The sequence below is a fragment of the Bacillus sp. EB106-07-01-XG149 genome (assembly GCF_058791555.1).
Map to the genome: position 1 here is coordinate 1 of NZ_JBYTDP010000010.1, position 26,490 is coordinate 26,490.

The following is a 26,490-nucleotide window of genomic DNA, read 5'->3' on the forward strand; positions in this document are numbered from 1 at the left end:
TTCAAAGAACTACTTAGTCGCTCATTTGCGACTTCCTTATGTTAACATCTTCGTTTTTCGATGTCAACTAAGTTTTTTAATTTCTTTTTTGTCGTTTTCTGCGTTTCCGCATCAGCGACGGTTATTAATATATCATGCAGTATATAAAGGGTCAATACTTTTTACAAAAAAATTTCACACCCCGTTAAAACTTTAAAAACATGTTCCAAAAATCATTATAGCCTCCCTTCGTTCTTCATCATACTCCATATTTCATATCTTATCGGTTTATCACGCTTATGAACGAGTGAAAATTCTAAATTTTATGTTATATTATTGTTATAGGGGAGTGGTGAGAATGAGCATTAAGTATTCAAACAAAATCAATAAAATCCGGACCTTTGCATTAAGTTTAGTATTTATCGGCCTCTTCATTGCATACTTAGGAGTCTTTTTCCGTGAAAACATTATTATTATGACAACATTTATGATGGTTGGCTTTTTAGCTGTTATCGCTAGTACTGTCGTTTACTTTTGGATTGGTATGTTATCTACTAAAACTATACAAATTATTTGTCCAAGCTGCGATAAGCCAACAAAAATGCTCGGTCGTGTCGACGCATGTATGCATTGCAACCAACCTTTAACAATGGATCGAAATCTAGAAGGAAAAGAATTTGATGAGAAATATAATAAGAAGAGCTATAAATCATAGGCATATATATGTACAATGTGCCCTTACAAAATTAAATTAGGTTCTTCACTGAACGCTTTAAATCCTCCTGAACCTAACGTAATTCCCATATATAATAAAGAAAGAGGGAGACGTAAACGTCTCCCTCTTTCTTTATTATATATTACGCCTTATGACACTCTGGACAAACGCCATAAATTTCTAAGCGATGACTATTAATAACGAAGCCTGTCGTTTTCGCAGCTTCCTCTTCAAGCTGTTCCAAACCTCCATAAGGAAAATCAACAATTTTACCACATTTTTCGCAAATCACATGATAATGTTGACTTGTAACATAATCAAATCTACTTGAAGCGTCTCCATAAGTTAATTCCTTTACAAGTCCAACCTCTTTAAATACACGTAAGTTATTATAGACAGTTGCAACACTCATATTTGGAAACTTACCTTCTAATGCTTTATAAATGTCATCCGCTGTTGGGTGCGTCATAGATTCCACAAGGTACTCTAAAATAGCATGACGCTGTGGAGTAATGCGTACACCCGTATTTTTCAGCATTTCTAGCGCTTCTTTTAATTCTTCTTTGACCACCGTCATGCACCCCGATTCTATACGGATTATTATTTTATAATTCTTATAAAGAGTGTACTCCTTTTCTTATAAATCGTCAATATTTCTACTATAAGTATGTGGTTTATTTTTGTATATAGCCTTATTCTTATATATCCTTCCCCATTTTCTATACATTTACATAGAAAAAAAGTGCGACATAATCGCACTTGGAATACTATCATCTGAGGAGGTATGCCCTACACTTCACTTTATGTAAGACGATAAAATATGTATAGACACTCGCCTTACTTCTATATATTTATCTCCACAATGAATTTACTTTATATAAGAAAGAACATCCTCAATATGTCCTTTCACTTTCACTTTACGCCATTCTTTTACAAGCTCACCGTCTTTATTAATAAGGAATGTAGAACGCTCGATTCCCATGTACTCTTTCCCAAAGTTCTTTTTCAATTTCCAAACATCGTACAATTCTGCTACCTTATGATCTTCATCTACTAAAAGTACAAATGGAAGCTCATGCTTCTCAATGAATTTCAGATGTCTGTTCGCTGAATCAGGACTTACACCAAGAATAACTGTATCTTTCTCTTGAAATAATCCATATGCATCTCGAAAATCACATGCTTCAGTTGTACACCCTGGAGTCATATCTTTCGGATAAAAATATAGCACTACATTTTTACCACGAAAATCAGCTAAGCGAACTTGTTCCCCGTTACTTCCCTCTATTGTAAATTCTGGAGCCATTTCTCCTACTGTAATCATTGTTATCACTCCTACTCTTTTCTTTTACTATATCAAATGCTATCTTATTTTTCATTGTCTATTACAGACCTCATTACAAAAGCAAACGGTAATGTATATCCAATTAGCGCTTCTGCAATCGCAATCCATCTCCCTATTCCAATCGGAGCTATATCACCGTACCCAACGGATAATAAAGTAACCGCGCTAAAATATAAGCAAATTTCTACAAGTTGAAAAGATTGGGCATGCAAGCTTTCTCCATCTTCTTTCAAAACTGCAAAACCCATTTCTTCTAATACAACATAACTTAACCCAAACGCAATCAATACCGTTGTATAAATTAAAAATAAGGAGGCTAAATTATAAAGCGAAAAGAAACGCCTAGAATCTGAATATGAACTCCATAACAATTGAACACTTCTCAAAATAGCAATCGCTGCAATTAATAGAATAAATCCCCACAACATGTCCTCCACCTCATTTTATATGTATGAGACAGCCATTGGATTTATCCCTTAGAAACAAACAAGCTTCTATAATTAATTCCCAGCACCACGGTACCTTTTTACCCCTTGATTCCAAAGAGTAATTGCAATTGTAAAACAGATAACACCAACGAGTGGTGTTGCAAATGCATAGCTATTCCACTCTGTTTTTCTTAAAAAGTATGCTGCTGGATACACTCCGACAAACGCAAATGGTAAAACAAACGTTAAAATGAAGCGAATCACACGGTTATAAATGTTAACAGGATAGCGACCATAGTTACCTATGTTATACATTAGCGGCATAATTGAACTTTTCGCATCCGACCAAAAACCAAGGCTCGCAAGCGTAACAAATATCCCTCCGTATACAAGTGCTCCTCCTCCTACCATCAGTAAGAATAAGAAGAAATCGTACCAGTAAAAAGATAATTGCAGCTCCACTGCTGCGTAGCCCATTACAATTATTCCTGTGATCGCTCCAATTAAAGATTCAAGTTCCATTCTTTCTAATATAATTTGAAATAAACTATGAATCGGTCTCGTTAATATACGATCCATTTCTCCTTTAATAATATAACGATCATTAAAGTCCCATATGTTAAAGAAAGCTGAGAATATGGCAAATGGTACTAAAAAGAAACCATAAATAAAGATTACTTCTTCTCTACTCCAGCCTTTCAATGCTTGTGTATGCCCAAACACAACGAGAATAAAGATTAAATTAACAGCCTGTAGTGCTAAATCAGAAAGTAATCCAACGATAAAATCGCCCCGATACTCCAATTTTGTTTTTATATATTGGCTTGCATATTGCAAAAATAGGTTTATATATATCATCTCATCATCCCCCTTGTACAATTAGACGTTTTCTCGCCGTTCTCCACATGAGTACAATTGGAATAATAAGTACAATTGCCCAAATTACTTGGAATAATAATGCCTCATACAATTTACTTCCTTGTATACCTTCTGAAAAAATCATACTTGGAATATAACTAATAGCCTGAAACGGTAAAAATACCATTGCCTTTTGGGCCCATAACGGATAAAAACTAATTGGTAATAATAGACCTGAAAATAAATCAATAACAACACGTTTTGCATACATAATTCCACTATTATTAAATAGGAAGAACGTGAGCATTCCCGTCATTAAATTAATTTGTGTATTAATAATAAAACTAAATATTAAAGATAAGAAGAAATATAACCACGTTTGAAAATTCGTTGTAATTTGCAATGAAAATAATAAGGTAACAATAACCATACCTGGAATTGAAAAGAAGGCAAAACGAAATATTCCTTCACCAAGACCTTGCATCACTTTCATTCCTAAATAGTTATATGGACGAATGAGTTCTACCGCTACACGCCCTTCTTGAATCTCCATCGCAATTTCCCTGTCTATATTATTAAAATAAAAGGCACGTGCCATCCACGCAATTGCGATATACGTAGTCATTTGCGAAATAGATAAACTTTCAATATTCTCTTTTCCACTATAAATTGCTTGCCATAAAAAATAATACGCGCCGATATTAATTGTATAAATTAAAATCCCGCTATAATAGTTTGTGCGATACGCAAGCATCATTAAAAAGCGGATTCGAATCATTTCAATGTACTTACCCATGTTTAATACCCTCTTCATAAATGTTACGAATAATTTCCTCTGTAGACACTTCGTTAATTTTTAAATCTTTAATTTGAAATGCTTGTACTACTTTAGAAATAAGCATTGAAATGATAACTTCTTCATTCGGTATTTTTGCAACCCAAGCGTTTTCCTCTTTCGCTTTCGACCAAACGACGTGACTATCAGGCATAACCATTGATAACGCCTGATAGGAAACTGGTGCAATAAATTGAAAATGTATTTCCTTCTCTGCTCCCCACTGCGTACGAAGATTATTTAAAGAACCGTCATACATAATATTTCCTTCATCTAGCATGATAACGCGCTCACATAAAGCTTCAATATCAGTAATATCATGGGTTGTTAATAAAATTGTTGTTTTATAACGTTCATTCATTTCTTTTAAAAATTCACGTATTTTCAATTTCACAAGAACATCTAACCCAATTGTTGGTTCATCTAAAAATAATAACGGCGGATTATGAATTAATGCTGCCGCTAATTCACAACGCATTCTTTGACCTAGAGATAACTTTCGAACTGGCTTATCTAATAAAGGACCAATATCTAACGTTTCAATCACGTGTTCCATATGCTCTTTATACTGAGCGTCTGATACACCGTACACTTTTTTTAATAAACGAAAAGATTCTTGTACAGCAATATCCCACCAAAGTTGTGAGCGTTGACCGAAAACAACACCAATTGTTCTTACGAATTCTTCTCTCTGCTTATGCGGGTTCATCCCATTTACTAAAATTTCTCCTGATGTCGGAGTCAAAATCCCCGTAAGCATTTTAATAGTTGTTGATTTACCAGCACCGTTCTCACCTATATACCCAACCATTTCACCTTGTTTCACAGTAAAAGATACATCATTTACTGCTGGTACTATTTTATAATTACGATTTAATAAATCGCGAAAAGCACCCTTTAATCCCGGACGACTTGAATAGGCTGTAAATTCTTTACGTAACCCTTGTACCTCAATTACCGATTTCATAATCGGACCCCCTTCCTAAATGTCACAACGAATAGTTTACCCAACTGCCTTCTCTATCACAAACAATACGTCTTTTCAAAAAACATGTTAGAATAATACATAGATTTTTGTAAGGAGATGAATTGTAGTGAAATTCACAAAATCAGAAGCATTACATAAAGAAGCTTTAGAACATATCGTTGGCGGCGTTAATAGTCCTTCTCGTTCTTTTAAAGCAGTTGGCGGCGGCGCTCCTGTTGCTATGGAACGTGGAAAAGGTGCTTATTTCTGGGATGTAGACGGAAATAAATATATCGATTATTTAGCAGCATACGGTCCTATTATTACTGGACATGCTCACCCGCACATTACAAAAGCAATTACAACAGCTGCTGAAAATGGTGTACTTTACGGAACACCAACAGCACTAGAAGTAAAATTCGCAAAAATGTTAAAAGAAGCAATGCCTGCATTAGATAAAGTCCGCTTCGTAAACTCTGGTACTGAATCAGTAATGACAACAATTCGTGTCGCTCGTGCTTACACAGGCCGCACAAAAATTATGAAATTTGCTGGTTGTTACCACGGTCATTCTGATTTAGTACTTGTAGCAGCTGGATCTGGCCCTTCTACGCTAGGAACTCCTGACTCAGCCGGTGTACCACAAAGTATCGCTCAAGAAGTTATTACTGTTCCATTTAATAATGTAGAAACTTTAAAAGAAGCATTAGATAAATGGGGACATGAAGTAGCAGCTATCCTTGTAGAACCGATTGTTGGAAACTTCGGTATTGTAGAGCCAAAACCTGGCTTCCTTGAGAAAGTGAATGAACTTGTTCACGAAGCTGGTGCACTAGTAATTTATGATGAAGTTATTACTGCTTTCCGCTTCATGTACGGTGGTGCTCAAGACTTACTTGGCGTAACCCCAGACTTAACAGCGCTTGGTAAAGTTATTGGCGGCGGACTTCCGATCGGTGCTTATGGTGGTAAGAAAGAAATTATGGAACAAGTTGCCCCGCTCGGACCTGCATATCAAGCTGGTACAATGGCAGGAAATCCTGCTTCTATGGCATCCGGTATCGCTTGTCTAGAGGTTCTTCAACAAGAAGGTCTTTATGAGAAATTAGATGAACTTGGTGCGATGCTTGAAAAGGGAATTTTAGAGCAAGCTACAAAACATAATATCGATATTACATTAAACCGACTAAAAGGTGCTTTAACTGTATACTTCACAACAAATAAAATTGAAGATTACGATGCAGCACAAGATACAGACGGTGAAATGTTTGGTAAATTCTTCAAGCTTATGCTTCAAGAAGGAATTAACTTAGCACCTTCTAAATACGAGGCATGGTTCTTAACGACAGAACATACAAAAGAAGATATTGAATATACAATTGAAGCTGTAGGCAAAGCATTTGCTGCTTTAGCGGATAATAAATAATCCCGTCATTAAAAGGAAAAAAGAAAGCACATCTTTCTTTTTTCCTTTTTTCTATTTCATAAATCCCTCATTAATAGTATAATTATTCATAATTATCTGTTTAATTTTCTTTTATATCCTTACTATCTTTGTATACAAGGCTGCTCACGCCTTAAATAGTAAGATTATTCAAACTTCAATAAGAGGGGGGATTGACGGATGCTCAATAAAACAAATACATGGACACCGTCTTTATTTCGAGATTATAAAAATGCAGAACATGATGCGTGTGGAATCGTTTCCGTTATGGAGAAACGAAAAATTCCTACAAAAGAAAACATTGACCTTTGCATACAATCACTTGTCAAAATGAATCATCGAGCTGGTTTCATTAATGGTGAAGGAGATGGTATCGGAATTCACATTGATGTCCCAAAAGCACTTTGGAATGAAAAGCTGAAAAATAACGGATACAATCCAACGATTGTGGATCATCCCCACTTTATCGTTGGACATTTTTTTCTAAATAAAAACGCAAATATCGTTAATTTAAAAAATCATATTCGTACGCAATTAAATAACGAAAGTTTTACTATTATTTTTGAAAGTGATGATGTAATAAATTCCGATGCACTCGGTCCACTTGGTAAACAGGAAGAACCTTTATTTTGGCAAGTTGCTCTTATCGCAGAAAATAAAGTTGAAAATATTGAGCAAACATTATTTTCAGTAACGATAAAAATAGAGGAAAACGAAGCGATTCATGTTGCTTCATTAAGTCGTGATCATGTTGTATATAAAGTTCTAGGTGCTGGGGATACACTTGTTGCCTATTACAATGATTTACAACATCCACTTATCGCTTCAACTATGACACTAGGACATAACCGCTATTCTACTAATACATTATCTAATTTTTTTCGTGTACAACCATTTAGCATTCTCGGACATAATGGTGAGATTAACACAATTGCAAAATTACGCGATCAAGCTGACATGATTCATGTTCCACTTACTGTTGGGGGAAGTGACTCCCAAGATTTAAACCGCACCCTAGAAACCCTACTTGTTCAATACGACTACAGTTTATTTGAAGCAATGGATATACTATTCCCACCAATTATTAATGAAATTAAACTTTATGAACCGCATTTACAAGATTTATATACGTATATACGTGAAGCTTGGGGCCATTTTGCGCAAGGTCCAGCTGGTATTATTTCACGTTATAAAGATGAGGCTGTTTTCAGCGTTGATTCCCTTGGACTACGACCAGTATGGAAAGTAGAGACAGTGAGTTCTTATGTTTTCTCTTCTGAACCTGGAGTTGTATCACCAACCGAATATGTAGAAGAACCGAAACCACTCGCGCCTGGAGAAAAGGTCGGATTAAAATGGAATGAACAAGATGAACTTGTTCTTTATGAATACGACAAATACCAAATTGAAGTATATAATCGTTTCCAAAAACGAATCGATGTTAGCAATTATCATTTAAACTTATCTATCCCTGAAACGAAAGAAATCCAAGGATTATGTGATTCTGTTCAAGTTGAAACGAAACAGTACGTTTCTTTCGGGTGGGATCGAGAACATATTCAGCTTCTTGAACAGATGGCAACAAAAGGCGTCGAGCCAATTCGCTCACTTGGGCATGACTCACCACTTGCAGCACTCGATACTGATAGACGAAATATCGCTGATTTCATTAAGGAAAGTGTAGCCGTTGTTACAAATCCAGCAATCGATCGTGATCGAGAGGTCGAGCACTTCTCCACACGAACAATACTTGGAGAGCGCCCAAGTTTATTAAGCGGAGCTAAACAGCCATTTGTAGTTGAGATGCTTTCCCCCATTATTCTAGAAGGAAGTGTAGCACAATCTATTACAGAGGAATTACACACAATTACGTACGAACAACTTATACAGCTATTCAATACTCATAGCTCTATCGCTACAATCTCTGCTACATTCAGTCCGACAGAAACTTTACAATGCGCCTTAAATCGAATTAGTTCTGAAGCGATAAAGGCCGTGAACGATGGAGCTTCCCTACTATTAATAGACGATGCCAATGCTCATCTAAATGAACAGTTATGGATTGATCCGCATTTAGTTACCGCTAAAGTACATCAAGTATTAAGCGAAAATAAATTACGCCGAAACTGCTCTCTGGTTATACGTTCTGGTGCCCTTCGCTCCTTACATGATATCGTCACACTGTATGGATTAGGAGCAGATGGTATGAATCCATATTTATTATTCGCAACCGTAAATGATGGAACAAAAACGCCAATTACGAATTTGTATACTGCTCTTAATAAAGGACTAGAAAAAGTCATTTCAACAATTGGAATTCATGAATTACGTGGTTACGGTCGCCTCTATTCTTCTATCGGATTACATGAGGAAATCGCAAATATATTACAAATTACGAATTTCTTCGGTTCAAATGATTTAGCTTTTTCGCTTGAATCACTTGCTGAAGATGCACAATTGCGAGCGGATGATTATAACAATCCTAAAGTTAGAATGCGAAAATCTTTTCATATATTCCCGCGAATTTGGAAAGCAATCGGCGATGTCGCAAAAGGAAACTCTTATGATGATTACCGTGACAAGTTAAGTGGATTAGAAGAAAATAATCCAATCGCAATTAGACACCTTGTTCAAACGAAACAAACAAAACATGTAGTTCCAACTGAAAAAGTGTCCATCAGCATTCAAAATCATGATTTACCATTTATTATTAGTTCCATGTCATTCGGTTCTCAAAATGAAGTTGCCTTCCGTGCATATGCAGAAGCGGCCGATCAGCTAAATATGATTAGTTTAAACGGTGAAGGCGGCGAAATTAAAGATATGATTGGAAAATATCCACATACACGTGGACAACAAGTTGCATCTGGGCGATTTGGCGTAAATGCCGAACTACTAAATTCATCAAACTTAATTGAAATAAAGATCGGGCAAGGCGCAAAGCCTGGTGAAGGTGGACATTTGCCAGGTTCAAAAGTAACTGCAAAAATCGCTGAAGCACGTAATGCTACAATTGGCTCAGATTTAATTTCACCTTCTAACAACCATGATATTTATTCCATTGAAGATTTAGCTCAAATGATTACAGAAATTAAAACGGCTAATCAACTTGCGAAAGTAGCTGTAAAGGTCCCTGTCGTCCCTAACATTGGAACAATTGCTGTCGGTATCGCAAAAGCTGGTGCTGATTTTATTAACATTAGCGGATTTGATGGTGGTACAGGTGCTGCACGTATTCACGCATTGCAACATGTAGGGCTTCCTGTAGAAATTGGTGTGAAAGCCGCTCACAATGCTTTATTAGAAGCAAATATGAGACATAAAGTAGAAATTTGGGCTGACGGTGGTATTCGAAGTGTTAATGATGCCTTGAAAATCATGCTCCTTGGAGCAAACCGTATTGGGTTTGGTACATTATCCATGATTGCAATCGGCTGTACAACTTGCCGCGGATGTCATCTAGATACTTGTCACGTTGGAATTGCAACACAAATTGAGTCTGAAGCTCAGGCGAAAGAACACGGATTACGCCGCTTCGTCCCGCGCGAATTAGAAAGCGCCGTTGCTGGATTATTACATTTATTCACCACTTTTGGCGTAGAACTAAAACGATTAACAGGAAATCTTGGTTATGCAAATTTACAAGAAATTGTCGGACGTTCCGATTTATTAGAACAAGTTCGAGGCGAAAATTTATTAAATTTATGTAATTTACTACAAACGATAGAACACCCATCTGTTACAAAAACAGAATACGTACCGGAAAAACAATTTGAAACAGTTCATTCCCCTCATTCAAAAGAATTAGTAAGCGTTGGCGTAGAGCAACGCGTTATGGGTGGGCTAGAATCTTGCTATCGCGTTCGTAGTAAATTATATGAAGACACGAAGCTTGAACCACTTACATTAAAGTATACGAATGGCTCTATTCCTGGAAATGGATTAGGTGCTTATAATAGTGAGAACTTATTTATACACGTAAATGGCGGTGCACAAGATGGTATTGGTAAAACTTCCTTTGGTGGTGGTATTTATATAACGAAAGCAAAAGGAAAAGACGGCATATATTATAACGGTTCTGTCGGAAAAGGTTTTGGGTACGGTGCACAAAAAGGATCGCTATACGTTCAAGGTAACGCTGATGCTCGCGCCGGCATTCGCCTCTCTGGAGCAGACATGATAATTGGAGGGCGAATGACAAAGCCACTCCGTGAAAAAGAGCAAGGGAATATAGGTGTATACTCTAATATTAAAGGTTTCGCTTTTGAATATATGACAAATGGGCGAGCGCTTGTTTTAGGGGATCCTGGTCCATGGATTTGTGCTGGTATGACTGGTGGTGTTGTTTATTTACGTCATGATTCAAGCTCGGGTTTAACAGAACACGCCTTAAAAAGAAGAATCGCAAAAGGGGCAAATGTTACATTACAACCAATTAGTAAAAATGGCGTGCAAGATGTGACTGAGTTATTGCTAGATTATATTCGTGTATTAAATGAACATGAGCAATACGAGGAAGTTGCTTTATTAACACCGTTACTCGATGATATGCAGCAACAGTTTTTTGAAATTATCCCGAAAAAAGAGCAGGCTGATCCATCTATCTCCACAGAGTGATATACCAACTTTTCATTCTCAAGAAAAAATTGACGAAGTACACTTCTCATAGTAATCTATAGTAACAATTTGAAACCTGCTGAAATTCAGCAGGTTTTTTCACTAAAAATTGATGTTTAAAAAGAATTAGGAAAAAGTATAAAATGAATCTTAATTTCTTATTAACGTCACTAAAATATCACTTGCTAACATATTGTAATGAATGTATAGTATCATGTTGTACATTCATTATGACAAGAGAAAGGATCTTATTAAGGGTATGAAACTTGGTGCTCGCATTTTAAAAACGGGTATTGCCATCACATTAGCTTTATTTGCTTGTATTTTACTTCAATTACCGAGTCCAGTATTCGCGGGAATCTCAGCTATATTCGCTGTTCAACCGTCTGTATACCGCTCGTATTTAACAGCTCTTGAGCAAATTCAAGCAAACGTCATTGGTGCGGTATTCGCTATCGTATTTGCTACTGCTTTTGGACATAATCCTTTTATTATTGGATTAACATGTATATTAGTAATTGCGCTTACGTTACAATTACGATTAGAAAACACAATATCAATTGCTTTAGTAACAGTTATCGCCATTATGGAGTATCAGGGCGACGATTTCTTTAGTTTTGCCTTACTTCGCTTTGCGACGATTATGATTGGAATTATTGCGGCTTCACTTGTAAATTTAGTGTTTATGCCGCCAAAATACGAAACAAAACTATATCACCGTATCGTTGATAATACAGAAGAAATTGTAAAATGGATTCGAATGAATAGCAGGCAAGCTTCTGATTTTACAACGCTAAAAACTGATATTGATCGTATGAAAGAAAAGATGATCAAACTAAACCATTACTATTTGCTGTATAAAGAAGAAAGAAGCTACACGAAAAAAGTAAAGTTCGCAAAAATTCGTAAGCTCGTTTTATTCAGACAAATGTTAGCGACGACAAGCCGTGCTTTAAGTACGTTAAAATCATTACATCGTACTGAAAATGAACTGCGCTATATGCCAGAAGAATTTCAGGAATCTATCCAAAACGAACTTGACTCATTAACCCATTACCATGAACAAGTTTTATTAAAATTTATTGGTAAAGCAAAAAAACAACAATCCGTTGAAATGCTTGATGAAGTTGAAACAGGTAAACAAGAATTAATTGATATCTTTATGGATTATCAAAACAAGGACGATGAGGAAGCTTATAAAACATGGCTACACCTCTTCCCTCTTATTTCTGCCATTATTAACTATAGTGAAGAAGTAGAGCATTTAGATTTACTTGTGGATAGCTTCTACACATACCATAAACCAGAAGCAGAACTCCAAATCGAAGATAAAAAAGAAGACGAATAAAGAAAACAGCTCCTTTTACGCTAAAGGAGCTGTTTCTGTTATATGTTGAAGTTGATATAAATTGTAATAAAACCCTCTTTTTTTCATTAACTCTTCATGAGAACCTGTTTCTTTAATTTCACCATCTTCAATGTAAATAATCGTATCCACATGTGTAATCGTCGCCAATCGATGTGCGATTACGATCGTCGTCCGATCAGCAGCTAACGTCTGAAGCGCCTGCTGAATATACCGTTCATTTTCTAAATCTAAAGCGGAAGTCGCCTCATCTAATATAAGTAACGATGGATTCTTTAGAAACACTCTTGCAATCGCTACACGTTGCCTTTGCCCACCAGATAACTTCACACCGCGTTCCCCAACGACAGTATCATAGCCATCAGGTAACTCTATAATAAAATCATGAATTTGCGCAGCTTTAGCAGCTGCAATCACTTCTTCCTCTGTAGCTTTCGGATTTCCATATAAAATATTTGCCCCGATTGTATCACTAAATAACAAATTATCTTGCAGTACAATTCCAATATGACTACGTAAATTTCTCATATCATACTTTCTAACATCTATTCCATCTACATAAACTGCACCTGAAGAAACATCATAGAAACGTGGGATTAAGCTAGCAAGAGATGACTTCCCTCCCCCACTCGCTCCTACAAGTGCTACCTTCTCTCCTGGCAACATAGTTAACGAAAGGTTATGTAATATCTCTTTTTCATCCGAATTGTAACGAAAAGATACATTATCAAATATCACTTCACCATTTAATTTTGTCGTTTGTACCGCACTTGGCACATTGACAATATCGTATTTTTCATCTAACAATTCAAACACTCGATCCATCGATGCGAAAGACTGTGTTAATGTTGTGGAGGAATTAACAAGGCGGCGAAGCGGACTATACAAACTATCCATATATCCAACAAAGGCAACCATAGTCCCTAATGTTAACCGCCCCTGAATTACTTCATATGCTGCAAAGCCGATCACCAGTAACGGGCCTAAATCGGTTAACGTATTCACTGCTGAAAATGTCCTTGCAGTCCAACTCGTATGCGTTAACGCTTTTGTCAAAAATTCATTATTTCTTTTTTCAAACTGCTTACCCTCATATTCTTCTAATGCAAAGCTACGTGTCACTTGCATCCCTTGAATACGTTCATGTAAATACCCTTGCATCGTTGCTAACGCTTGTGAACGCTCTTTCGTCAATTTTCGAAGACGTCCGAAAAAATATTTCACCGCCACTACATAAATAGGTAAAATTAATAGCGCAACAAATGTCAATTTTATATTCATAGAAAACATAACAATAATAGCAATAGCAATTGTTGCCGTATCTAACCAAACATTCATCAAACCAGTAATTACAAAATCCTTCGTTTGTTCTACATCATGGATTACACGTGAAATAATTTCCCCTGTTTTTGTGTTCGAATAATAGCGTAAACTCAACTTTTGCAAATGACCAAAAATATGTTTTCGCAAATCATATAGTATTGTATTTGCGATACGCTGCGCGAAATATTGACGATAATATTCAATTGGCGGTCTTATTACTGCAAAAATAAAAAAGGCAATCCCAACGGCTGTTACTAATTGGGATGTTTTATCTTGAAGTGACCCTCCACCTTGAATTACATCATCGATAATATATTTTAATAACCACGGCATAATAAGCGGGATGCCGAATTTAACTAGACCAATCATAATCGTAATAGCAATAAGCCATCGATATGGTTTAACAAAGTGCAAATATCTTTTTATACCTTGCACATAATCCCCCCTCTAATAGGACAAACCTGCCGGGAAATCCCCTGCAGGTTTGTTTTAATTTCTGTACATTAAATATCTTTCATACCACATATCTACAAAATCTGGCGCGAATGGCCCTTTTCTTTGATGAATCCATTGTGTTAATTGTGCTACATTTCGTTTTAAAATAGTATCAATAACAGGTGGATACTGCATAATTTGACTATGCTTTTCATACTCATCTTCATCTAAAAGCGTATATGTCATATCTGGATATACTTTAATATCTAAATCATAATCAATGTACTTTAATGCTTCAGAATCATATGCAAAAGGTGAGCCTAAATTACAATAATAATATACTCCCTCTTCCCTTAGCATCCCAATTACATTAAACCAATAGTTTGCATGAAAATAACAAATTGCTGGTTCACGAGTAATCCATGTTCGGCCATCTGATTCTGTCACTACTGTACGATCATTTGCTCCGATAACAAGACTCTGTGTCCCTTTTAAAATTGTTGTCTCTTCCCACATTCTATGAATGGAGCCATTATGTTTATAACTATGTATTTGTACTTTTTCTCCTTCTTTGGGAAATCCCATATATGCTCCCTTCTTTCAACTGCAAATGCCCTTTGAGCTGCATTCACTTTTTTTCTATTATAACTTTTTTGTCGAAATTTTAAAACTAAAGCGACAAGACTCTATTTTTCACACCGAATACTATATCCCTAATCTTCTTAGGAGACGGGGCCTTCGCTGAATGATTTACAAACGAGGAAATGGGAATAGAAAAAGCCCTTCCTTATTTCTATCTAAAGAAGGGCCTTTCACCGGAAGGTAACAATATGCCTTACCCTAAATTCGAAATCATTTTTTCAGTTTCAAAAGATTGAATCACACTATTTGTTTGCTCTTCAAATTTCTCATGTAACAGTTTTAACGCTAATTCTGTTCTATATATTTCTTGGCGGATAAAATGTAATTCCTTTTTATCGCACGTATCCTTTTCGCTGATTTCAATTTGCTGATATTTCTCTAGATGAGCTTGTAACTTTAACAACTCATCCATCGTTTCCAATTGCTCTCCTACCAACTTATCAAAATCGTTCATTACTTACCCCCTTTTAGATTTATTCATCAGTTATTATTCCTAATTACATATTTCTAATCTTTAACTTCCTTCTCCTTTGACTACATTTGTTGACTTATTAGAAGTTATGTCGTTCGCTTTCTTTTCATTACAATGACCCGCACACAAAGAAAACACTTCTCTCGAAATGGAGAAGTGTTTTTCTTTCATTACTCGTTTGAACTAGAAGATTGTGATTGTTTTGCAGCTGATTGTGCATTTTGTTTTTTCACAGCATGCACATCTGTTTCAGTTGCAAATTCTGTACCATAACTAGCGTTTGCACTTTGTGCACCAGAAGCTTGTGCTTTCTTTGCTTCTGATTGTGCGTTTGCTTGTTTTACTGCTTGTGCATTTGTTTCAGTCGCGAACTCTGTACCATAACTAGCATTTGTACTTTGAATGCTAGCACCCGAAGTTGCTTTGTTATAACCTTGTTGTTTTTTACTCATCTTTCTCACCTCCACAACCAATAATGTAACCAATTCACTTAGAAGTTATCCGTAATTTTCTTTTGAAAAAATTTCGCATATATCTCTTATTACTCATTCAAACTATAGGAAATGGAGGTGGTAGTATGTATATAGGACGCGATATGACCGAACTAACGATGATTTCCAAAAATGAATGGAAAGAAGATGAATTAGCTTATTTTCATCACTCATTACAACAGATTTTGCCGTATTTAAATGCAGAAGGTCAAAGTATCTATAAAGAAATTGTAGTAGAAATTGAATCAAGAGGTGGCTTACAAGAAGGTGATGCTAGTTGGACTCATGGGACAAAAATTTCTTACGATTAAAAAAGTGTTCCCAATCTAGGGAACACTTTTTTTGTTTATTGCATTGTAATTTTCTCAACACAACTCTCATAAATCGTACGATGCGATTTAGAGAAAGGTAACTGTTCAAAAGCTTCTTTCGATACAAATTTCAATGTATCTGTTTCAACAATATCACCGGTTACTTTTCCGTAAAATACAAATATATCCCAAGTACGATGAGTAAATGTATGTTGTACATTCATTGCGTATTCTTCAATAGAAATCGAGAGCTCAAATTTTTCCTTCATATAATCTGTAAGCTGCTCTTTCTGATTCCGAATCCCTTCGCCAAGTTCAGCATTCGGAAACTCCCACATGTTAGCTAATAACCCGGTACTTGGACGTTTATTAATGACGTAACGACCATCTTCAGTTTGAAGTACCCCTGCAACAATCGGTACCATTGTAGGAGCCTTAGCTTTACTTTTTACTGGTAATTCCTTTTGAACACCTTCAGCATATCCTCGGCAATGTTCACGTACAGGACAAAGTAAGCAAGATGGATTTTTTGGAATACAAATTAGTGCACCTAATTCCATCAAACCTTGATTAAAATAAGATGGATTTTCAGCCGAAATAATTTCACGTACAATCTCTTCAAACACTTTTCTAGTTTTCGGTTTTGCAATGTCATCCCATACTGATAAAATGCGAGATAATACACGCATAACATTTCCGTCAACTGCCGGCTCTGGTATACCATATGCGATACTTAAAATAGCACCTTTTGTATACGGGCCAACTCCTTTTAATTTTTCAATTTTCTTTACATCACTCGGTACTATCCCGCCGTATACTTCTTTCACTTCTTTTACAGCCGCATGTAAATTTCGTGCTCTAGAATAATATCCTAAACCTTCCCATGCTTTTAACACTTCTTCATCACCAGCATTTGCCAAAGATTCTAGAGTAGGAAACTTCCCCATAAAATTCGCGTAATATGGTTTTACAGCTTCTACCCTCGTTTGCTGCAACATAATTTCCGAAACCCAAACGCGGTATGGATCTTTATTTTTACGCCACGGTAAGTCGCGTTGCTCTTCTTCAAACCAATCAATTAAATCATTTTGAAACTGCTCTATGTTAAAATTATTTAATATTTCAAGTGTCAAACTTGATCCCCCTCATTTTTTTGCATATAAGTACTATTATAAAGATTTTAGGAAAAAATTTAAGTAAGATGACATAGGAAATAGAAGGCAAAGGACTTGAGGTATCGAATAAAAAGAGTTACATTAATAAAAAACGGAGGTGGATTTCTATGGACACAGCCACTCACCTTGTTATGGGCGTTACTCTAGGCAGTTTGGCAACGTTAGATCCAGCCATAGCACAAAGTGATATTGGACCACAAGCAGTTATGCTTGCTACAATTGCCGGTTCCAATATTCCTGACATCGATACAGTTTTAAAATTGCGTAATAACGCTAAATATATAAGAAATCATCGCGGGATTACTCATTCCATTCCTGCAGTGATTCTTTGGTCATTCCTTATAAGTGGTATCTCTTTCGCCTTCTTTTCAGACGCTCCATATTTGCATCTACTACTTTGGTCATTTATTGCCGTCTTTCTTCATGTCTTTGTAGATATTTTCAACGCCTACGGTACACAGGCATTACGGCCCTTCACAAAAAAATGGGTAGCACTCGGCATCATTAATACATTTGATACCGTCATTTTCTTTATCCACCTACTCGCGATTACTTGTATGCTCGTAGGTTCCCATAAAGGGTATACTGCTTTAGCAGCGTATATATTGATGATTGTTTACTATATCGGACGGATTATGATGCATAGAAACATACGTAGCGTCGTATATAAACGTTTCAATCACGTGGAGAAGATAATCATTTCTCCTTCTTACAGATTTTATCATTATCATTTAGCAATCGTTACAACTGATTATTACTACGTTGCTAGATGGCATCGTGGTAACATCATGGTCTATGATAAGTTCGAACGGATACCGTTCCCAGATAATTCTATTATGCGCGCAGCTAAACAAGATGAAAACATCTCAGCATTTCTATCTTTCTCCCCTGTATATCGCTGGGACATTTTCGATTATGATCATTATTACGAAGTTCGCTTCATTGATTTGCGCTATCGCAGTAAAGATTATTATCCATTCGTTGCAATCGTTCAACTCGACCACAATTTAAATATTATTAGTTCCTATACAGGATGGATTTTTAGTGAAGAAAAACTTCGAAAAAAACTGGAATTACTTCCACATTAAAAAAAGCGACTTAAGTCGCTTTTTTTAATGTTTCAAATGATCTTCTTGATTGATTAAATGGCTATATTTCGGATTATTTGTACGCATTTCATGAAGGCGACCTCCATGATTATTAATCCATGTTCGTACCACTTGTTCAGTCATTTCATCACCTTGATAACGACCTGATTTAGCATAAGTTGTTTGAAAGTCTTCCCACAATAATTCAACCCACGCACGAGCTTGTGCGTAAGAAAGTTTGTCATTTTTGTCTAATAGTTCTTTTGTTAATGTTTCGTGAATATCATTCATGTTCTATTCTCCTTTTACCTATTTATTCCCTTAATTTCTAAAGGATAGTTTCTTCTATTTTGCACATTCTATAAGTGATACTTCTTAAAGAGGTATCAACTGATGATGAGGAGGGCGTTCGCAATGGGTAAACAAGCCGAATTTTGGTCTGAGTCAAAAAACAACAGCAAAATCGATGGTCAGCCGAAAGCGAAATCACGCTTCGCTTCGAAACGACCTAACGGCACAATTAACACGCACCCACAAGAACGTATGCGTGCTGCAAATCAGCAGGAAGAATAGTACAGGTACAACCTAAAAAATTAACTTCCTACACGAGGTGATAAAGATGAGCTACCGTGATCGCTTAGATAGTCGTTCTGAATTATTTAACCATACGTGGACTCGTCCGAAACATGCAAAAGCGCAAGTTAACGGACAGACGCAACAAACCCAGTCTCTCATTATACTGGCGAATGAATGTAAAAAACGCCAATTTTAGAATCTCCTATCTCCTGTAACGCCTACCAAAAATGAAAACCAGAGAGATATTCGCTCTCTGGTTTTCATTTTTCTTGCAATAAAGAAATCGGTATTCCAATCTCTTCATTATCATTTTGCTTATGTCCCCAAGCAAATACCCCGTTGAAATACGTAATTTCAAATAATATACCAGGTTCTTCTACTAATTCATATGTCTCACCAATATGAAATTTGTTTATATCAGTCATATAAGCACGAGCCATTGCCATCTTTCGCATTAATACATCGAACTCATTTACAATACCAAGCTGCTCTGCCTTTATTGCTTGCTCTTTCAAAACCCCAATTTCTTCCCTTAGCTCATGTGGTGTCATTTCACTGTAGCGTTTTGGCATATTCATCTTATTCCCCTCATCCCTCTTCACGTTTCATCTGCAAAAATATCTCTATCTCATCAATAGAGAACCCTTTGCGATATAACGCTTGTTTCATCTTATTTTCGAATGTCCATCCATCATACTTCTTATATTTCTCATAATATTTATTCCCATGATAGTGTAACGCTTCTTGTTGCTGTTCGTCATCTTTTTCGTCTTTCAATTCTTCCAAACAAATTTGAATTACATCTCTAGAATATCCTTTACGAACAAGCATTTCGTCTAACTTTAGCTTCATTTGTAAAAAGGAATGCTTTTGATAAGACCTTTTCTTCTTTTCTATAAGAAGTAAAGCATTCTCAATTTGCTTTTCCTTCGGATATTCTTGTAAACTATGTGTAATGATTAGATCCTGAACACCTTTATTTAATAACTCTCTTTTAATAACAGTTGGACCCTTTCGATTCACATTACTTTGCGTTCGCGTATATAAAACAGCGTACTCTTTATCATTAATATATCGATCATGTAATAATTTCGAAACGACTTCAGAGATGACGGCCTGTCCCACTTCTTTTTTTCGTAAATAGTCTTCTACTTCTTTTTTTGTTCTCATTTGATAGGATAGATAGGAAATTGCTTGTAAATATGCTTTTTGTACCTCTTCATTGTATAAAATATTTCCTAACGCTTGTTCATCAATTTCTAACCCTTTTTGTAATCCATGTTTCATTAAGATTACTTGATCCACACTAAATCCGTATTCTTCACCTTGACCTTTATCAATATAAATATTAAACCGTTCTTTCGATCGTTTTTGCACTTCTATTTTTGTAATGACAGCCATACTCTCACCTCTCTATTATTTTAACATAGTCAAGGAACGTTTTTGCTTTTCAAGAATATATATAATGAGGAGGAAATAATTGTGAGAATCGCAATTTCTGGTGGTACCGGCTTTATCGGTAAATACCTTTCTACTTTTTTTATTCAAAAAGGATATAATGTTCACATTCTTACTCGAAACAAAACTACTGAAACTTCCCACCCTAACCTTCAGTATGTACAATGGACACCAGATTTACAAACCTTCCCCCTCTCTTCTATCGATGTAGTTATTAATCTAGCTGGAGAGTCTATTAATAGTAGATGGACAAAGAAACAAAAGGAATCCATTTTAAACAGTAGAATTCAAACAACAAAAGGACTCATTAAACAATTACAAACACTTGGTACAAAGCCAAATACATTTATTAACGCAAGTGCTATTGGATACTATGGAACGTCTGAAACTGAGTCTTTTACAGAACAGCATGAGATTCCTGGAAATGACTTTTTAGCAAATACAGTATATTCATGGGAACAAGAAGCATCTAAAGCACGTTCTCTTGGAATGCGAACAATCTACGCAAGACTTGGAGTTGTATTAGGCGCAGACGGAGGAGCTCTTCCCAAAATGCTACTCCCCTATCAATTCTATATTGGAGGTACAATTGGATCTGGAAACCAATGGTTATCATGGATTCATATAGACGATGTCGTTCGCCTAATTGATTTCATCATACACAAAGAAGAAATTGATGGCCCTTTTAACATCACAGCTCCCCTACCTATAAAAATGAAGGAATTTGGAGAAACCATTGCAACTATAATGAAAAAACCTCATTGGTTACCTGTCCCTTCATTTATGCTTCACACTTTATTGGGTGAGATGAGCATACTTGTACTCGAAGGACAACATGTATTACCTAGTAAAGCAATTGAACATGGGTATCAATACACATTTCCGGCAATAGACCATGCATTACAAAATGTACTTTCGCATACAATGTAGTACTTCTAAAACACAGTTTTACAGGGCCCCCTTTCAAAACTTTCATTTTCTAGAATCCGGAGCATTATTACACAAATAACCTTTCAGTTACTTTCCCTTAAATTCCATTAACATTGTAAAGTAACAGAAATGAGGTACCTATGAAAATATTGCTCAAACAAGCCATTGTCTATCCTATTACATCCCAAAAATTTCAAGGGGATGTACTCGTTATAGGAGAAAGAATTGCCGAGGTCAAGCCTTCCATTCAACCCACTCAAGATATGACAGTTATAGACGCTCGTGCACTTCATCTTTTACCTGGATTTATTGATGTCCATACTCATCTTGGTCTCTATGATGAAGGTACTGGTTGGGCTGGCAATGATGCAAATGAAACATCTGAAGTTTCAACACCACATATCCGTTCTTTGGACGGAATCCACCCTTTTGATATTGCATTTCAAGATGCTGTACAAAACGGAATCACAACTGTTCACGTTATGCCAGGAAGTCAAAACATTATCGGCGGTACGACTTGTGTAATAAAAACAGCTGGAACTTGCATTGATCATATGATTATTCAAGAACCTGCCGGCTTAAAGATTGCCTTTGGAGAAAATCCTAAAAAGGTCCATAGTAATGGAACAAAAGAATCCATAACACGTATGGGAATTATGGGGTTACTTCGGGAATCATTCTATGAAGCACAGCACTACGGGCATGAAGCTGATTTTCGAATGCTTCCTATCTTAAAAGCATTACGCCGCGAAATACCCGTACGTATCCACGCTCACCGAGCAGATGATATTAGTTCTGCTCTACGCTTTGCAACAGAGTTCAATCTCGATTTACGTATTGAACATTGTACAGAAGGACACTTTATTGTTGAAGAGCTTTCGAAACACAATTTGAAGGTTTCAGTTGGCCCCACTCTTACACGCCGTTCTAAAATCGAACTTAAAAACAAAACATGGGATACTTACCATATATTATCGAAAAATGGAGTGGAAGTTTCTATAACAACAGATCACCCTTATACACCAATTCAATATTTAAATGTTTGTGCTGCTGTCGCAGTAAGAGAAGGATTAGACGAAAAAACTGCACTAGAAGGAATCACTATATTTCCAGCACGAAATTTACGTTTAGAGGATAGAATTGGAAGCATTGAGGTTGGAAAAGACGCTGATCTCGTGTTATGGACTCATCATCCTTTCCATTATTTAGCCAAGCCTGTACTAACCATGATTGACGGAAAAATAATTTACAAAAAAAATAAAAAAAACTAGTTTATTTTTTTGACTAGATAAAGTATTATACGATTATAAACTGAATGAAACCATAATCAATTTGTGTCGTGATTATCATTTTCAAATTGATGAATGGGGAAGGCAAATGGTGCGCCACCAGCGTTAGAAACTGGTTCTAGTGGGTTCGATTCCCACCCCGAAATTTTTTAAAGATTGATATAAAAATTTCGAGGGTGGGGTGTTTTTTCGTCATGCTACCCTCGTGTGAGGAGGAGTTAGTATGTTGAAAAAACGCGACTTACACGACAGCCACGTTCTATACGAGTTAATGGTGGACCCAGCTGTCTTCCCTTTTGTGCGTCAAAAGGCTTATTCTTATGAGGAGTATTTATTTTTAACGAAACAAACGATTGAAGCTGAAGAGCGTGGGGAATTAATTTCACGCACAATTTTAGATGAATGGGGTAACCCTATCGGAACAATTACTTTATTTGATGTGCAAGAAAAAGCCGGATTTCTCGGAACATGGCTTGGCAAACCCTATCATGGAAAAGGCTATAATAAATTGGCGAAAGATTCATTTTTTAGTGAACTTTTCTATGAATTAGATATTGAAACAATCTTTATGCGTATTCGTAAAATAAATATTCGTTCTATTAAAGCTGCCGAAAAACTACAATATGTAAATCTAGCAAACGAAACAAGAAAAGCCGTTTATGATGAAATTAACGCAAATGAAGAAGTATATAACTTATATGAAATCCCAAAAGATCAATATACACTTGCTACAATGCGAGATACAACGTTCCAAGATGCTCACCAATTAAAAGAAGCGTAATCTAAATTTTTAGAAAAAATAATTAATCATTAACATTTTGCCATATACGTATATCACCCCATGTCTTTGGAAACGATAGATAGTGACTTTAGGACACGAGGTGATTTGTAATGGATAAAAAGAAACGTGACAAAGCAAAAAACACATTATCTAGTACACAAGAAGTTCTCTACCAACGAGAATTTCGCAAAGCAGATCGCGCAGCGGGTTATCGCTCGAAAAGTATTTAAAGTGAGAATGAATAATTAGACGTTTTCCCCCCTAATTATTCATTCTCATTACATATTTTTTCTACGTGATAGAATAGACAAAAAGGTTCCTTATAAATAAGGAACCTTTTTTGTGTGGATAACGTTATCCACACAATTTATAGAATTGTGAATAAATTCAACAAACCCTTCACAAATTTATATATTGTAACGCATAGTAAATGTTAGAATTGTGGATAGTTTTCTAAAAATTGTGGACAATGTGGATATAGTTGTTAATATTTCGACTTTACTGTTTAATGAAAACGTAATCTTCATGTGGATAAGTTACCACTTTATCTTATAAAACAATAAAGAACCCTCTTTAAACATATAAAAGAGGGTTTCATATTAAGTAAATAATTGTGCAAGAGCAGGTGATTTAATAGGTATATGATTCGGTTCTACATGATTTTCTGTCAAAATTGTATCCACAATATGACCAGCTGGCTCCGGACGATAAATGCTTTTCATCGCTTCTTTCATTTGAAGAAGCTTCATATCATCTTGTAATAACGCCTCTGTCTTTGCAAAAACCTCACTATCATCACGAATGACAACTGCAGCTCCTTTTCTTTCAAAGTACAGCGCATTTTCATTTTCTTGTCCTGGAACAGGCTTATATAAAATGACAGGTACTTGCAATGCTGCCGCTTCACTTAACGTAATACCGCCCGGCTTCGTAATCATACAAGAAGTAACACGGAATAATTCATCGATATTTTCAACATAACCAAATACTTTTAATGCATCAGGATTTTTTTCCTGAACCCCTAATAAATCCTGTTTTAACGCTTCATTTTTTCCACAAACGACAACTACTTGTAAATCAGGTACTGACATAAATGATTGGCATAGTTCTTTTACACTTCCTAATACCCCATGAGCACCTGCTACAATTAGTAAAATCTTTTTATTCTTACATAATTGATATTTATTATATATAATGTCTGGATTGATCTTCAGCTCAAAACTACTACGAATCGGAATTCCAGTTTCAACAATTTGCTCCGCGGGCACACCAATATCAATCATAATTTTTTTTACGTGATCAGTTGCTACAAAATAACGATCTACTTCCCGATGAATCCATATTTTGTGCACACAAAAATCAGTTAATACGTTATACACAGGAATTGAAATACCTGTTTGCTTTTTTAACTCTGGTACAGCTATGATCGGAAAAGTATTAATAACAATATCCGGTTTCTCTGCTTGTAAAAGTAATTTCAAACGTTTTCTTCCAAAGTTCGCATACCAAGATGCTATTTTTTTATCATAAATTTTTTCTACGCCATAATAAAACAAGCGGTATAATTCTTTTCCTATTGTATAACTTTTTAAATATAAATATTTTGTAATATCGGTTATAACTGGATGTGATTCTCCGAACAAATCGCATACAATTACATCTTTAATTCCTTTTTGGCGAAATGTTTGTTCTAATGTTTTCGCTACTTGCACATGACCATTACCGTAATGTGCAGTTAATATTAAAACCTTGGGGTTTTTTATCAAACAAATCCACTCCTAGCTTATTGTTTCTCCATATTGCATATACGACAATAGGAAAAACATTTTCCTTAAAAATTACATAAACAGATTCTAATACTTCTCTTTCAGCTATGTACCTGTCGTGGATATGCAAAGCATATAAGATTGACCCCTTAATCCTATCTGTGCTCATATCTTTACATTATACTTTCCTATAAGAGCTTTCGCAATAACTTACAAATGTTCTCTATTCCATGATACTCACTCTTTTACTTCTTAATTCTTTTTACTATTTTGATTTCCCTTTACAATTATGTAAATTTCTCCACTTATTCCTTACAAAAATATGGATATTCTATTTTCAGTATACTCTTTTCTATATACATACTCTAGGTTTTATTGTAAAGAAAGCAAAAAGCCTAATCCAATATTTGGATTAGACTGCTTGTAAAATATGTCTTGCTTGCTCTACATTTTTTTCAGTAGGTGGTTCTACATTCGCAAGTGGATACTTATGCCCAAGTGCCTCCCATTTATATACACCAAGCTTATGATATGGTAGCACTTCAACCTTCTGAACATTAGACAGGCTTTGAATAAAGCTAGATAATTTTTGTAGATCCTCTTCATTATCCGTAACACCAGGAACTAATACGTGTCTTACCCAAATTGGTTTATTTTTATCCGATAAATAACGAGCAAATTGTAAAATATGTTCATTTGGTTTCCCTGTTAATTTACGGTGTTTCTTTGAATCAATATGTTTCAAATCCAATAAAACTAAATCTGTATAATCCATTAAAATATCTAGCTTATTTTGGAATTCTGGTTCTTCAGAATAACAACCACCCGAAGAATCAATTGTTGTATGGATTCCAACTTCCTTACATTTCTTAAATAATTCAATTAAGAAATCTAGCTGTAATAATGGTTCACCACCACTAACTGTTATACCGCCTCCAGAAGCTTCAATAAAAGGAAGGTAACATGTCACATCCTGCATAACTTCTTCAACTGTTATTTCTTTTCCTTTACCGATCTCCCACGTATCAGCATTATGACAGTATTGACAACGTAATAAACACCCTTGTGTAAATATGACATAACGAATTCCTGGGCCATCAACAGTACCACAAGACTCTACAGAATGAATTCTTCCTTTTATCATGTTACTTCCTCCTTTATTGAAGCAGCCTCCCTCTGCTATTTATAAAAAGCAGAGG

The 26,490-nt window shown here is 35.7% G+C and carries 28 protein-coding genes; 12 read left to right on the forward strand and 16 right to left on the reverse strand.

Annotated elements, in window-relative coordinates:
- Positions 1-337 precede the first annotated feature (337 nt).
- On the forward strand, positions 338-694 hold the full coding sequence (locus tag AC3WTA_RS25660; RefSeq protein ID WP_000025059.1) for a YgzB family protein: 357 nt from the start codon (positions 338-340) through the stop codon (positions 692-694).
- 142 nt (positions 695-836) lie between these two features.
- Here the strand turns inward: AC3WTA_RS25660 and perR are convergent, their stop codons facing one another.
- The 6 genes from perR to AC3WTA_RS25690 form a co-directional block, all read right to left on the reverse strand.
- Positions 837-1,265 carry a peroxide-responsive transcriptional repressor PerR gene (gene perR / locus AC3WTA_RS25665; RefSeq protein WP_000237831.1) on the reverse strand — a complete coding sequence of 143 codons (429 nt, stop codon included), beginning with the start codon at positions 1,263-1,265 and terminating at the stop codon, positions 837-839.
- 297 nt (positions 1,266-1,562) lie between these two features.
- On the reverse strand, positions 1,563-2,018 hold the full coding sequence (gene bcp, locus AC3WTA_RS25670) for a thioredoxin-dependent thiol peroxidase (protein WP_000633708.1): 456 nt from the start codon (positions 2,016-2,018) through the stop codon (positions 1,563-1,565).
- A 44-nt stretch (positions 2,019-2,062) separates the two neighbouring features.
- Positions 2,063-2,467, reverse strand: coding sequence for a potassium channel family protein (locus tag AC3WTA_RS25675; RefSeq protein WP_000964347.1), 405 nt, complete (start codon positions 2,465-2,467; stop codon positions 2,063-2,065).
- Positions 2,468-2,539: 72 nt separating this feature from the next.
- Complete coding sequence (locus AC3WTA_RS25680) at positions 2,540-3,325, reverse strand: ABC transporter permease (RefSeq protein WP_000639386.1); 786 nt, start codon at positions 3,323-3,325, stop codon at positions 2,540-2,542.
- Positions 3,326-3,329: 4 nt separating this feature from the next.
- Positions 3,330-4,121, reverse strand: coding sequence for an ABC transporter permease (locus AC3WTA_RS25685; RefSeq protein WP_000521523.1), 792 nt, complete (start codon positions 4,119-4,121; stop codon positions 3,330-3,332).
- Positions 4,114-5,127, reverse strand: coding sequence for an ABC transporter ATP-binding protein (locus AC3WTA_RS25690; RefSeq protein ID WP_000843649.1), 1,014 nt, complete (start codon positions 5,125-5,127; stop codon positions 4,114-4,116). The genes AC3WTA_RS25685 and AC3WTA_RS25690 overlap by 8 nt, the downstream gene beginning before the upstream one ends.
- A gap of 127 nt (positions 5,128-5,254) precedes the next feature.
- On the opposite strand from AC3WTA_RS25690, the gene hemL reads away from it, so the two are divergent.
- The 3 genes from hemL (at position 5,255) to AC3WTA_RS25705 (ending at position 12,536) form a co-directional block, all read left to right on the forward strand.
- Complete coding sequence (hemL, locus tag AC3WTA_RS25695) at positions 5,255-6,553, forward strand: glutamate-1-semialdehyde-2,1-aminomutase (protein ID WP_000673250.1); 1,299 nt, start codon at positions 5,255-5,257, stop codon at positions 6,551-6,553.
- A gap of 198 nt (positions 6,554-6,751) precedes the next feature.
- Positions 6,752-11,188, forward strand: coding sequence for a glutamate synthase-related protein (locus AC3WTA_RS25700; RefSeq protein ID WP_492333074.1), 4,437 nt, complete (start codon positions 6,752-6,754; stop codon positions 11,186-11,188).
- Between the two features lie 259 nt (positions 11,189-11,447).
- Positions 11,448-12,536, forward strand: coding sequence for an aromatic acid exporter family protein (locus AC3WTA_RS25705; protein ID WP_000765792.1), 1,089 nt, complete (start codon positions 11,448-11,450; stop codon positions 12,534-12,536).
- 15 nt (positions 12,537-12,551) lie between these two features.
- On the opposite strand, the gene AC3WTA_RS25710 is transcribed toward AC3WTA_RS25705, so the two are convergent.
- The 4 genes from AC3WTA_RS25710 to AC3WTA_RS25725 all read right to left on the reverse strand — a co-directional run bounded on the left by AC3WTA_RS25710 (position 12,552) and on the right by AC3WTA_RS25725 (position 15,878).
- Positions 12,552-14,312 (reverse strand): ABC transporter ATP-binding protein, encoded by a 1,761-nt coding sequence (locus tag AC3WTA_RS25710; RefSeq protein WP_001161587.1) that lies wholly within the window; start codon positions 14,310-14,312, stop codon positions 12,552-12,554.
- Between the two features lie 54 nt (positions 14,313-14,366).
- Positions 14,367-14,897: a nucleoside tri-diphosphate phosphatase gene (ntdP, locus tag AC3WTA_RS25715; RefSeq protein ID WP_000506626.1), complete on the reverse strand. Its 531-nt coding sequence runs from the start codon at positions 14,895-14,897 to the stop codon at positions 14,367-14,369.
- A gap of 250 nt (positions 14,898-15,147) precedes the next feature.
- The gene (locus AC3WTA_RS25720) at positions 15,148-15,408 is read right to left on the reverse strand and encodes a YgaB family protein (protein ID WP_000997573.1); all 261 of its coding nucleotides are present in this window, start codon (positions 15,406-15,408) and stop codon (positions 15,148-15,150) included.
- Between the two features lie 188 nt (positions 15,409-15,596).
- On the reverse strand, positions 15,597-15,878 hold the full coding sequence (locus AC3WTA_RS25725; RefSeq protein WP_000039032.1) for a gamma-type small acid-soluble spore protein: 282 nt from the start codon (positions 15,876-15,878) through the stop codon (positions 15,597-15,599).
- Positions 15,879-16,003: 125 nt separating this feature from the next.
- Here AC3WTA_RS25725 and yfhS point away from each other — a divergent pair, with 125 nt between their 5' ends.
- On the forward strand, positions 16,004-16,228 hold the full coding sequence (gene yfhS, locus AC3WTA_RS25730; protein ID WP_000275433.1) for a mother cell protein YfhS: 225 nt from the start codon (positions 16,004-16,006) through the stop codon (positions 16,226-16,228).
- A 35-nt stretch (positions 16,229-16,263) separates the two neighbouring features.
- Here yfhS and mutY read toward each other — a convergent pair whose 3' ends face one another.
- On the reverse strand, positions 16,264-17,361 hold the full coding sequence (mutY, locus tag AC3WTA_RS25735) for an A/G-specific adenine glycosylase (protein ID WP_000171389.1): 1,098 nt from the start codon (positions 17,359-17,361) through the stop codon (positions 16,264-16,266).
- 149 nt (positions 17,362-17,510) lie between these two features.
- On the opposite strand from mutY, the gene AC3WTA_RS25740 reads away from it, so the two are divergent.
- Positions 17,511-18,491 carry a metal-dependent hydrolase gene (locus AC3WTA_RS25740; protein WP_000379132.1) on the forward strand — a complete coding sequence of 327 codons (981 nt, stop codon included), beginning with the start codon at positions 17,511-17,513 and terminating at the stop codon, positions 18,489-18,491.
- Positions 18,492-18,515: 24 nt separating this feature from the next.
- Here the strand turns inward: AC3WTA_RS25740 and AC3WTA_RS25745 are convergent, their stop codons facing one another.
- Positions 18,516-18,782 (reverse strand): YfhJ family protein, encoded by a 267-nt coding sequence (locus tag AC3WTA_RS25745; protein ID WP_000997857.1) that lies wholly within the window; start codon positions 18,780-18,782, stop codon positions 18,516-18,518.
- A gap of 123 nt (positions 18,783-18,905) precedes the next feature.
- Between AC3WTA_RS25745 and AC3WTA_RS25750 the strand changes: the two genes are divergently transcribed.
- Together AC3WTA_RS25750 and AC3WTA_RS25755 are read left to right on the forward strand one after the other, a co-directional pair.
- Positions 18,906-19,064, forward strand: coding sequence for a small, acid-soluble spore protein K (locus tag AC3WTA_RS25750; protein WP_000517891.1), 159 nt, complete (start codon positions 18,906-18,908; stop codon positions 19,062-19,064).
- Between the two features lie 46 nt (positions 19,065-19,110).
- Positions 19,111-19,263, forward strand: coding sequence for a YpzG family protein (locus AC3WTA_RS25755; RefSeq protein WP_000122093.1), 153 nt, complete (start codon positions 19,111-19,113; stop codon positions 19,261-19,263).
- Positions 19,264-19,327: 64 nt separating this feature from the next.
- Here the strand turns inward: AC3WTA_RS25755 and AC3WTA_RS25760 are convergent, their stop codons facing one another.
- Positions 19,328-19,645, reverse strand: a complete 318-nt coding sequence (locus AC3WTA_RS25760; protein ID WP_001057030.1) for a YfhH family protein — start codon at positions 19,643-19,645, stop codon at positions 19,328-19,330.
- 10 nt (positions 19,646-19,655) lie between these two features.
- Complete coding sequence (gene recX / locus AC3WTA_RS25765) at positions 19,656-20,468, reverse strand: recombination regulator RecX (RefSeq protein ID WP_000268514.1); 813 nt, start codon at positions 20,466-20,468, stop codon at positions 19,656-19,658.
- Between the two features lie 81 nt (positions 20,469-20,549).
- Here recX and AC3WTA_RS25770 point away from each other — a divergent pair, with 81 nt between their 5' ends.
- From AC3WTA_RS25770 to AC3WTA_RS25785, 4 genes are all read left to right on the forward strand, one after another.
- The gene (locus AC3WTA_RS25770; protein WP_070169382.1) at positions 20,550-21,455 is read left to right on the forward strand and encodes a TIGR01777 family oxidoreductase; all 906 of its coding nucleotides are present in this window, start codon (positions 20,550-20,552) and stop codon (positions 21,453-21,455) included.
- A 140-nt stretch (positions 21,456-21,595) separates the two neighbouring features.
- Positions 21,596-22,726, forward strand: coding sequence for an amidohydrolase (locus AC3WTA_RS25775; protein ID WP_000698308.1), 1,131 nt, complete (start codon positions 21,596-21,598; stop codon positions 22,724-22,726).
- Between the two features lie 241 nt (positions 22,727-22,967).
- Positions 22,968-23,525, forward strand: coding sequence for a GNAT family N-acetyltransferase (locus AC3WTA_RS25780; protein ID WP_000914737.1), 558 nt, complete (start codon positions 22,968-22,970; stop codon positions 23,523-23,525).
- 110 nt (positions 23,526-23,635) lie between these two features.
- The gene (locus tag AC3WTA_RS25785; protein WP_000358484.1) at positions 23,636-23,755 is read left to right on the forward strand and encodes a YfhE family protein; all 120 of its coding nucleotides are present in this window, start codon (positions 23,636-23,638) and stop codon (positions 23,753-23,755) included.
- A gap of 369 nt (positions 23,756-24,124) precedes the next feature.
- Here AC3WTA_RS25785 and AC3WTA_RS25790 read toward each other — a convergent pair whose 3' ends face one another.
- Both AC3WTA_RS25790 and pflA read right to left on the reverse strand, forming a co-directional pair.
- Positions 24,125-25,291 carry a diglucosyl diacylglycerol synthase gene (locus AC3WTA_RS25790; protein ID WP_000594704.1) on the reverse strand — a complete coding sequence of 389 codons (1,167 nt, stop codon included), beginning with the start codon at positions 25,289-25,291 and terminating at the stop codon, positions 24,125-24,127.
- Between the two features lie 412 nt (positions 25,292-25,703).
- Complete coding sequence (gene pflA / locus AC3WTA_RS25795; RefSeq protein WP_000589742.1) at positions 25,704-26,435, reverse strand: pyruvate formate-lyase-activating protein; 732 nt, start codon at positions 26,433-26,435, stop codon at positions 25,704-25,706.
- Positions 26,436-26,490: the final 55 nt, after the last annotated feature.